Origin of the sequence: Novipirellula sp. (assembly GCF_041583735.1) — a bacterium.
GTDB lineage: Bacteria > Planctomycetota > Planctomycetia > Pirellulales > Pirellulaceae > Novipirellula.
Window position 1 is genome coordinate 1 of the sequence record NZ_JBFHFD010000333.1, and the last position, 9,170, is coordinate 9,170.

Annotated in this window: 8 protein-coding genes; 6 read left to right on the plus strand and 2 right to left on the minus strand. The window is 55.9% G+C overall.

Annotated features, from left to right (window positions below; all coding sequences use genetic code 11):
* Together ABX962_RS21505 and hemG are read left to right on the plus strand one after the other, a co-directional pair.
* Positions 1-274: hypothetical protein (locus tag ABX962_RS21505; RefSeq protein WP_372722172.1), on the plus strand; the 274-nt coding region annotated here is incomplete at its 5' end.
* A 70-nt stretch (positions 275-344) separates the two neighbouring features.
* Entirely contained in the window at positions 345-1,751 is a 1,407-nt protein-coding gene (gene hemG / locus ABX962_RS21510; protein WP_372722174.1) for a protoporphyrinogen oxidase, read from the plus strand.
* A gap of 25 nt (positions 1,752-1,776) precedes the next feature.
* On the opposite strand, the gene ABX962_RS21515 is transcribed toward hemG, so the two are convergent.
* Together ABX962_RS21515 and ABX962_RS21520 are read right to left on the minus strand one after the other, a co-directional pair.
* Positions 1,777-2,001, minus strand: a complete 225-nt coding sequence (locus tag ABX962_RS21515) for a SlyX family protein (RefSeq protein ID WP_372722176.1) — start codon at positions 1,999-2,001, stop codon at positions 1,777-1,779.
* 3 nt (positions 2,002-2,004) lie between these two features.
* Entirely contained in the window at positions 2,005-2,865 is an 861-nt protein-coding gene (locus ABX962_RS21520) for a neutral zinc metallopeptidase (protein WP_372722178.1), read from the minus strand.
* Positions 2,866-3,338: 473 nt separating this feature from the next.
* Between ABX962_RS21520 and ABX962_RS21525 the strand changes: the two genes are divergently transcribed.
* The 4 genes from ABX962_RS21525 to ABX962_RS21540 all read left to right on the plus strand — a co-directional run.
* Entirely contained in the window at positions 3,339-4,289 is a 951-nt protein-coding gene (locus ABX962_RS21525; protein ID WP_372722180.1) for a YdcF family protein, read from the plus strand.
* A 437-nt stretch (positions 4,290-4,726) separates the two neighbouring features.
* Positions 4,727-5,278 (plus strand): rhodanese-like domain-containing protein, encoded by a 552-nt coding sequence (locus tag ABX962_RS21530; protein WP_372722181.1) that lies wholly within the window; start codon positions 4,727-4,729, stop codon positions 5,276-5,278.
* A gap of 43 nt (positions 5,279-5,321) precedes the next feature.
* Complete coding sequence (locus tag ABX962_RS21535; protein WP_372722183.1) at positions 5,322-6,449, plus strand: efflux RND transporter periplasmic adaptor subunit; 1,128 nt, start codon at positions 5,322-5,324, stop codon at positions 6,447-6,449.
* Positions 6,450-6,489: 40 nt separating this feature from the next.
* The coding region (locus ABX962_RS21540) for an efflux RND transporter permease subunit (RefSeq protein ID WP_372722185.1) at positions 6,490-9,170 on the plus strand (2,681 nt) is incomplete at its 3' end.

Here is a 9,170-nt window from a genome sequence, read left to right on the forward strand (position 1 = left end):
CACTGCGGTGGGATCGATGCTGCAGCCCACCATCGATACACTCGCCTCAGCAACCAATGCCGAAGAGTTTCACAAAGCAATGGAAAGCGTTTTCCAGCAAGCTCAAACCTTTGCGTCGGTGTTAGGGGGACTTGCCGGAAATACCTCGGGGATCTCCAATCCCTGGCAGCCCGCTAAATCGTCCAGCTCCCCGCGATCCGGCGGTAGCGACGGTTATTCGGACGACCAGTATCGCGAAGAAATGGAAATGCAGTACAACTCGGACGCACCGTGACAAGGGTCGCCCCAGCAATTGACCCCTCGCCGCTGCAAACGAAACTCTCTCGATCGGAATCCTGCCAGGCGTGTCTGAAGAAACTGAATCAACCGTTGCAATTGCCGGTGGCGGTTTGTCAGGACTCGCCACGGCCGTCCATCTGCATCTGAAAAATCCCGATCGAAAACTTGTGCTCCTCGAATCGTCCAACCGCGTGGGCGGGGTGATTCATACCGAGCGAATCGATGATTTTGTGCTCGACCACGGCGCGGACATGTTCGCGTTGAATCCTCCGGCAGCCATCGATTTGTGTCGGAAATTGGGGGCGGAAGAACGTTTGATCCTGCCCAATCAAACCGGCCGTGGCGCGATGATCGTCCATCACGGAAAGTTAAAGCCGTTGCCGGATGGATTCGTGTTGATGCGGGCGACCAAGATGCTGCCGATGCTGACGACGGGACTGCTGTCGCTGCGTGGCAAGTTGCGAATGGCCGCCGAAGCGCGCGTCCCCAAACGAACCAAGCTGGATGACGAAAGCGTGGCCAGTTTTGTCCGTCGTCGGCTCGGAAACGAAGTGTTACAGCGAATCGTGGGCCCTTTGGTCGCTGGCATCTACACGGCCGATGTCGAAACGCTCAGCATGAACGCGACAATGAAGGCATTCGTCGAGATGGAGCGTCAATACGGTTCGTTGACACGAGCAACGCTTGCACGTCGCCGATCAGGACAAGATTCGGTCGAACGCAGCAGCGCCGGAGCTCGCTACGAACAATTCCGGGCCTTCCCAGGCGGAATGATCGAACTGCCCCAACTGCTTAGCGAATCGTTGCCGGTCGGAACCGTTCATTTGCAATGTGGGGTTCAGTCGATCCAGCGGCTTGATGACCGCTGGTTGGTCCGGGATACCCAAGGAGGCTCGGGACTGTATCGCAACGTGGTCCTGGCAACCCCGTCGCGGATCAGTTCGCAGTTGTTACTAAACATCGCTCCCGCGGCTGCGGCGGAGCTTTCGTCAATCAAGTCCTCGTCGACAGCGATTGTCGTGATGGCGGTTCGCCGCAAGGACATCGCCGAAAAACGTCGCATGTTCGGCTTTGTCGTGCCTCCGATCGAGAAGCGAAAAATCTTGGCGGCCAGCTTCGCCAGCGAGAAATTTGCCGGACGTGCTCCGCAAGACCACGTCATCGTGCGAGTCTTTATCGGGGGGACACTGCAACCCGAACTGCTCGAACACGACGACGAAACCCTGGTGGATATCGCCCGCGGCGAGTTGGCCGATCTGATCGGGCTCGGCGGTATCCCCGTCGTCACTCGCGTCGTTCGCTGGAACAACGCCATGCCTCAATACACGCTTGGTCACGTCGAACGCGTCCAGCGAATCCGCGAATCGATCGCCACCGCCCCCGGAATTCACTTGATTAGCAATGCCTTGGACGGGGTCGGTATCGCTCCGGTGATCGCCGCCGCTGAAAAACTCGCCAACCAAATCGGCTAATCAAACGTCCCCGAGCGGGACGCTCTCAATAATGAGGTGGTTTTTCATCCAACGGATCCTGAGCCGGCTCCTTGGTCGCCTTCAGATCGTCCATTTTCTCCTTCATCGCCTTCAGCACCGCTTGCAAGCGGTCTTGCCGCATCGCCTGCTCGGTGACAACTTCATTCAATTGGTCGTAAGCGTGTTGCATATGCGTGATCTTGATTTCAAGCTCGATCACACGTTGTCCCAAGTTAATTTCGTTCGCCATACCCTATAAATCTTTCGTGTTAAACGTATCGCCTTGACGGAGATCGCCGGTTTGCAGCCCAAGACGAAACCATCGCAGTCGCTGTTCACTCGATCCATGCGTGAACGATTCGACGTCGACGTAACCTCGGCTTCGCTTCTGTAACCGGTCATCCCCAATCGCTGCCGCAGCACGCAAGCCCTCTTCGATATCCCCTTCCTCAATCACCTGCTTTTGCTTTTGCAAGTGATGCAGCATGCAGCCTGCGAGAAAGTCGGCCTGCAATTCGAGTTGCACCGAGGCTTGATTCGCCTCGATTTCACTGCGAGTCCGCCGGACCTGCTGGACTTGATCGGTGTAACCCAGCAGGTTTTGTACATGGTGACCGACCTCATGAGCAATCACATAGGCCTGGGCAAAATCGCCAGGAGCCCCCAATTGGTCCGACAACTGAGCGAAAAAGGAGGTGTCAAGATAAACCTTGCGGTCGGCCGGACAGTAGAAGGGCCCCGATTCCGCAGTCGCACCGCCACACGCCGATCGCACTTGGCCACTAAACAAGACGAGCGTCGGCGGGACATATTCGCGTCCCAGCTGAGTGCGAAACAAGTGCGTCCACACATCCTCGCTATCCGCAAGAATGGTTTTGGCAAAGTCCCCCGCCTCCCTTTCCGCTGGCGTTAGCTCACGATTTCCATTGGCTTGCCCAATTCGCGCCCCAGGCACCTGCTGTGGTTGCTGCAATACTTGCCGCGGGTCTCCTCCCAACAGTGCGACGATCAGCGCCAGGATCAAGACTCCCGCGCCGCCGCCAGCCACCACCGGTCCGCTCATCCCCCGACGATCTTCGACATTGTCACTCTGCCGACGTCCACGCCATCGCATACCTTCACTCCTGTGAATCCGAAAGTCGATTAAATCCGAAAGCCGATTACCAACATCGACGACAAAAGAACCAACATTTTCATGCCGACACGTTCGATTAGACTGTTTCAGTTGCCCAAGCCCGAGGCGGGCAATCCGCCAAGTCTCAACGGGGCCGCTAAGCCTCAACGGGGCCGCTAAGTTTCAACGGGGTCGCTAAGTTTCAACGGGGTCGCTAAGTCACAACGGGGCCGCCAAGTTTCAACCGGATTGTATCACTGCAAAAATTCTTCGATGCTGGACACGCTTCTTGCAAGCATTTTTCGAGCCAATTAAGTATTGGATCATTCAACTAGGCTCATTCGGCAATCAACGGAATCTCACGCAGCGGTGCAAGCAATCGGGATAAACGCGAATTTTCGTCCAAGAACCCGCCGCTTCCCTTTTCCAGTAGTTGCATCCCTTTTTATTTCGCCGGCTAATTTTGGCAAATCATGAATCACCCCGTCCCCAACGATCCAGTCCCCAACGATCCAGTCGTCAACCCTCCGGGCCCCGAGCCTGCTGGCGTGTCCGCCGAAGACGCCTCGTCGCCAGACCGCGTGTGGACGGCTCGCAATGTTCTGATGGGTATTGCGTGGGGCGCCGCGATTGACATCTTCATGGTGATGTGGACATGGATTCAAAACGACAAAGGGTCAGCGGATCGCTGTGCGACCGCATTGGTGATGCCACTCGGTATCCTTTGGACGTTCACGCTGGTCGCCAGTCTGCTCTGTTTTCGTCGAGGTGCCCCGCGTTTCGGAATTGTCTTTGCCATCCTGTTCGCGTTGATTTCGATCACAGGCAACGGCGACGTCGCTGATGCCAGCATGAATGGGCTCGAACCACCACGCACCCAACTGGACACCTTGTCCGAACCGCTTCGCTGTGTCGTGGTGCTTGGCGGCGGGGTTACCATCGCCTATGACGAGGTTCCCGAGCTTGGGATCGCCGGTCAACGCATCATGTATACGGCCCAGCTTTGGCACGCCGGGCACACCCAGGCTGTCATTTGCACCGGCGGTTCATCGCTAGGAAGAATTCAGCCAGCCGAAGCGGGCCGAATGATGCTTGAATCGATCGGCGTCCCAAGCGACAAGATCTACGAATCCCCCGGTGACAATACATCCCAAGAGATGAAGAACTTAGAAGCTTTCTTTGCTTCGCCTCCCGAAGGTTTTCCACGCCAGGGGAAAGTGGGCTTGGTCACCAGTGCGTCGCATATGAAACGTGCCATGCGATTGGCCGCCGAGCGTGATCTAAAATTCGTTCCACTACCCTGCGGTTATGAAACCGGCGCCGATTACGAATTTTCGCCCAAAGAACTGATCCCCAGCCCAGGTGCAATGGACAGTTTTGGCCGCGCCCTCAAAGAGCGACTCGCCCGCTTGGTTAACCGCTAACAATTCCTCCCCGCGGCCTCATCTCCTTCGTACCGCTGCGGCAAGTCAAACGCTCGCATTACACCGGGCTGCCCCGCGCCGCACTGCCGACCGCTTCGACTCCACCTCAGCGTTCGCAGTCGCGGTGTGCGATATGTCTCGATTAACGCTATCACGCCCAAATCGATCGTTCCAGCGAATTTCAATGGATTGACATGTCGTAATGTCACGATATATTGAACATACATATTTGGACGTTGCGGGACCCGCGTTTGCTCGATCCGCGAATCCCGACAACGAAAGCGCTGTGGCGAGCCATCCCTTGGCCGGTCGCCATGGTTGGTCAACGCAACGATTCGCCGAACGATGGCAGCCGAAATGCAAACAGCTCAGCGTTTGCTTGCGATGTTTTTTCGCGAAGCGGGATTCCTCACTCAAGATTGCAGGATGGAATAAAGATGTCTGACGTCAAAACGGTCACGGTTGATGAGCTTGCGATGCTGGATGCGCGAGGCGAGATCGATTTAGTCGACGTTCGCACGCCGCTGGAATTTCGTGAAGTGCGTGCGTTGATGGCAGAAAACGTGCCGCTTGATTCGCTCGATCCCGCGGATTTGATGAGCCAACGTGATCCTGCGAAAACGCTTTATGTCATTTGCAAATCAGGAGCTCGCGGTGCAAAGGCATGCCAGAAAATGATCGACGCCGGCTACGCCAACGTGGTCAATGTGGACGGTGGCACGATGGCTTGGGATGCCGCGGGTTATCCGGTGGTTCGTGGTAAAAAGGGCGTCTCACTTGAGCGGCAAGTCCGCATCGTCGCAGGCACGATCGTGTTGATCAGCGGCATCTTGGCGATCACCGTCTCGCCCTACTTTGCCATCATCGCGGCCATCATGGGTGCCGGCTTGGCGGGGGCAGGCATCTTGGATAGCTGTTTGATGGGCATGATGCTTGCCAAGATGCCCTGGAATCAAGTGAAGAACGATCGATCGTGTTGTGGTTCATAAACGTTGTGGTTTCAAAACATTGGGTCGCTAGGCGAGATGACAGATGAAGACTGCATGGATCCCCAAACTCATTTCCAATTCCACTCGCGTGCTCGCGATGGTTGCCGGACTGGTGTTGATGGTGCTGACAATCGCTTGGTTATCGGGCATGTTCGAGAGCAAGATTGCTCCGGACTGGAACGCACGCGGGGATCAGCAATATGCCGGCGAGCCCACGGATGTCGTTCACGAGATTCGCAAGCAAGCGATCGAAGAAGCGGTCGGAACACTCAAGGCATCAAGCCGAACGGTGGTCTCGTCCAAATTGCTGGCGACGATCGATGAAATCAGGGTGACTGCGGGCGAGCAAGTCGTCGAAGGCCAGGAATTGATTCAGCTCGAAAGCAAAGAGTTTCAGTCGCGTTTGGATCAAGCCAAACAAAGTCTTGAAGCGGCAATCGCACGCCGCGCTCAAGCGGAAAAACAATTCGAGCGTGTCGAGTCGCTCAAAAAACAAAATGCCGCTTCGCCATCGGATCAAGACTTGGCGCTGCGGGATCTGCAGGTCGCCGAAGCCGAAGAGAGTCGAGCCAGGCAAGCGGTCTCGGAATCGGCGGTCCAACTGTCGTACACCAAGATCATCGCTTCGAAAAGCGGACGGATTGTTGACCGACTGGCCGAACCCGGCGACGTCGCCAAGCCAGGCGAACCTCTGCTAGTGCTCTATGACGAAACCTCGCTTCGGCTCGAAACCCCCGTACAGGAAAGTCTCGCGGTAAAGATGCATCTGGGCGACGAGATGAAAGTCTATGTCGACGCCTTGGACCAAGAATTCCCGGTTACGATTGACGAGATTGTGCCGCAAGCCGATGCCCCCAGCCGATCCTTTTTGGTCAAGGCGAATTTGCCAAAGTCCAACCAACTTTATGAAGGCATGTTTGGGCGATTACGAATTCCCACGGGCCAGCGACGGCATTTGTGTCTTGCCGATGATGCCATCGTCCGGATGGGCCAATTGGATTTTGTCGACGTCGTGCTTGCCGATGGTGTCGTCGAACGTCGCTTAATCAAGAGCGGTCAAATGGGAATGCCCGGACGCCACGAGGTGCTAAGCGGATTAAAAGCCGGTGAACGCGTGATTCTGCACGCAGAGTCTGCTGTCCCCACCCCGGACGAAACGAACATCGAGTGAAATCTGGCTCTAGGAAATCTGCTTCTAGGAATCGTGACGAATGAACGATGACACGAAAACTCCATTCTTAACTCGAATCGTTGAAGTCTTTCTTCGCGGCGATGTCGCGATCATGTTGATCGTCATCTCGCTACTGCTTGGTGCGGCATCGCTTTGGCTAACGCCCCGCGAAGAAGAACCTCAAATCGTGGTTCCGATGGCGGACGTCTTTGTTTCCGCACCGGGATTGTCGGCCGAAGAAGTGGAACGGCAAGTCACCGACCGGATCGAAAAACTGCTCTACCAAATTGATGGAGTCGAGTATGTCTATTCGATGAGCAAGACGGGACAAGCGATCGTGACGGTGCGTTTCTATGTGGGCGAGGATCGCGAAGACTCACTCGTCAAACTTTATAACAAGATCAATTCGTCAACCGATCTGATCCCGCCAACGGTCCAGTCATGGGTAATCAAGCCAATCGAAGTCGACGATGTCCCGATCGTGATCGCCACGCTGTGGTCCGAACGCAGTGATCGTTACGGCGATCATGAACTGAGACGGATCGCCGAAGAAATCCAGCACGAATTGCAAGCGATTCCCAACACCAATCGAGTCGAAGTCGTGGGCGGCCGACCGCGGCGGGTTTATGTCCGCATTGACGCGCAGCGACTCGCCGCGCATCGCACTTCACCACTGCAAGTCGCCAGTGCCTTGCAAGTCGGCAACGTCACCATTCGCAACGGCAGTTTTGAACAACAGGACAAACTCTTTGCGGTTGAAACAGGCACCTTCTTTGAATCGCTCGACGAACTTGAAAACCTTGTCGTCAATGTAGCCAGCGATCGCCCGGTCTATTTGAAGAATGTCGCAACGGTCGTTGACGGGCCTGCCGAAGCAGAAAGCTATAGCTGGATCGGCTTTGGTCCTGCCGACCCGGAACGTGGAGATGTCGCCGACGTTTTCCCCGCCGTCAACATCTCGATAGCCAAACGCAAAGGGACCAACGCGGTTCGTGTGGCCGAGGCGGTTCACGAGAAAATCGAATCGTTGTCGCGATCCCATTTGCCTCGCGGGGTGCATGCTCGCATCACACGCGACTATGGCGAAACCGCGAACGAAAAGGTCAATGAGCTCATCGAAGGCTTATTGGTCGCCGTATTGACCGTGGTCGGTTTAATCGGCTTGGTGATGGGATGGCGGCCTGCGATTGTGATCGCGTTGGCGATTCCGGTCTGCTATAGCCTGACATTGTTTGTCAATTTGATGGTGGGCTATTCGATCAATCGCGTCACGATGTTTGCCCTGATCTTGGCGTTGGGATTGCTTGTGGACGACCCGATCACCGATGTCGAAAACATTGCCCGCTACTTTGCGATGAAGATTTTGCCGCCTCGCCAATCGGTGCTGCGTGCGGTGCAAGAGGTGCGGCCGGCGTTGATCCTGTCGACGCTGGCGATCATCGCCAGTTTTTTGCCATTGGCGTTTATCACCGGCATGATGGGACCGTACATGGGACCGATGGCATTGAACGTTCCGCTGACAGTCACGATCTCGACGCTGGTGGCGTTTGTAATCACGCCATGGTTGGCTCTGGTCTCACTAAAACATTTCGAAGAGGGGGATGTCCGCAGCGATGGATTTGATCTTGCCCAGCGTCCGCTGTACCGAATCAGCCGGGCGGTTTTGACTCCGATCCTGAGCAAAACCATTTATGCCGTGGGAGTGCTTGTCGCAATTGCCGCATTGTTTATCGCAGCGCTGCTGCTGCCGGTGTTTCGATTTGTCCCCGTCAAGATGTTGCCGTATGACAACAAAAACGAATTTCAAATCGTGATCGACATGCCCGAGGGAACGACGCTTGAACGCACCGACGTTGTCGCTCGCCGGATCGGCCGCTACCTAGGCGGACTTGCCGAAGTGCGTGACTACGAGGTTTTTGTCGGAGTGGCATCGCCGATGGATTTTAATGGAATGGTGCGTCACTACTTTTTGCGTCAAGGAGCGAATGTGGCGGACATTCGCGTCAATTTGATTGGCAAAGACTTTCGCGTCCAACAGTCACACGAAATCTTGCTGCGGATTCGCGACGAAGTGACCAAGCTGGGAACGTCGCTGGGGGCGAATCTAAAATTGGTCGAGGTACCGCCGGGGCCGCCGGTACTGGCATCGATTACAGCCGAGGTCTATGGACCGCCCGAAGGCAGCTATGACGACCAAATTGCGGTCGCCCGGACGGTCAGAGCCCGATTGGCGGCGGAACCCGGCGTGGTGGATCTGGATGTCAGCGCCGAAGACGACTCGCTGCGTTACGTATTTGAGACCGACAAAGCCAAGGCGGCGCTATCGGGGATTTCCACCAAGGCGATTGCCGATACCGTCGCGGCAGTATTGAGCGGTTACAAGGCCACCGTGATGCATGTACCAAGTGAAGTCGAACCGCTGTGGATCGAACTGAAACTGCCCCGCAAGAATCGATCCGCCATTGACGATCTCGCAGAGATCTACGTTCAAGGTAGCGCCGGGCAAAGCGTTCAGCTTGGATCGCTCGGACAATTCAAAATGGCCGATGAAGAGAAGTCGATCTATCACAAAAATCTCAAACGCGTCGTCTTTGTCTACGCCGAGGTCGCGGGCCGTCCGCCGGCTGACGCCATCCTGGATGTCCAGTGGGACAGTACAGTCTCCGACGAATCAGTCGAAAACATCGTCCGCAGAAATCAAGCTCAACTCGCTGCAGCGAC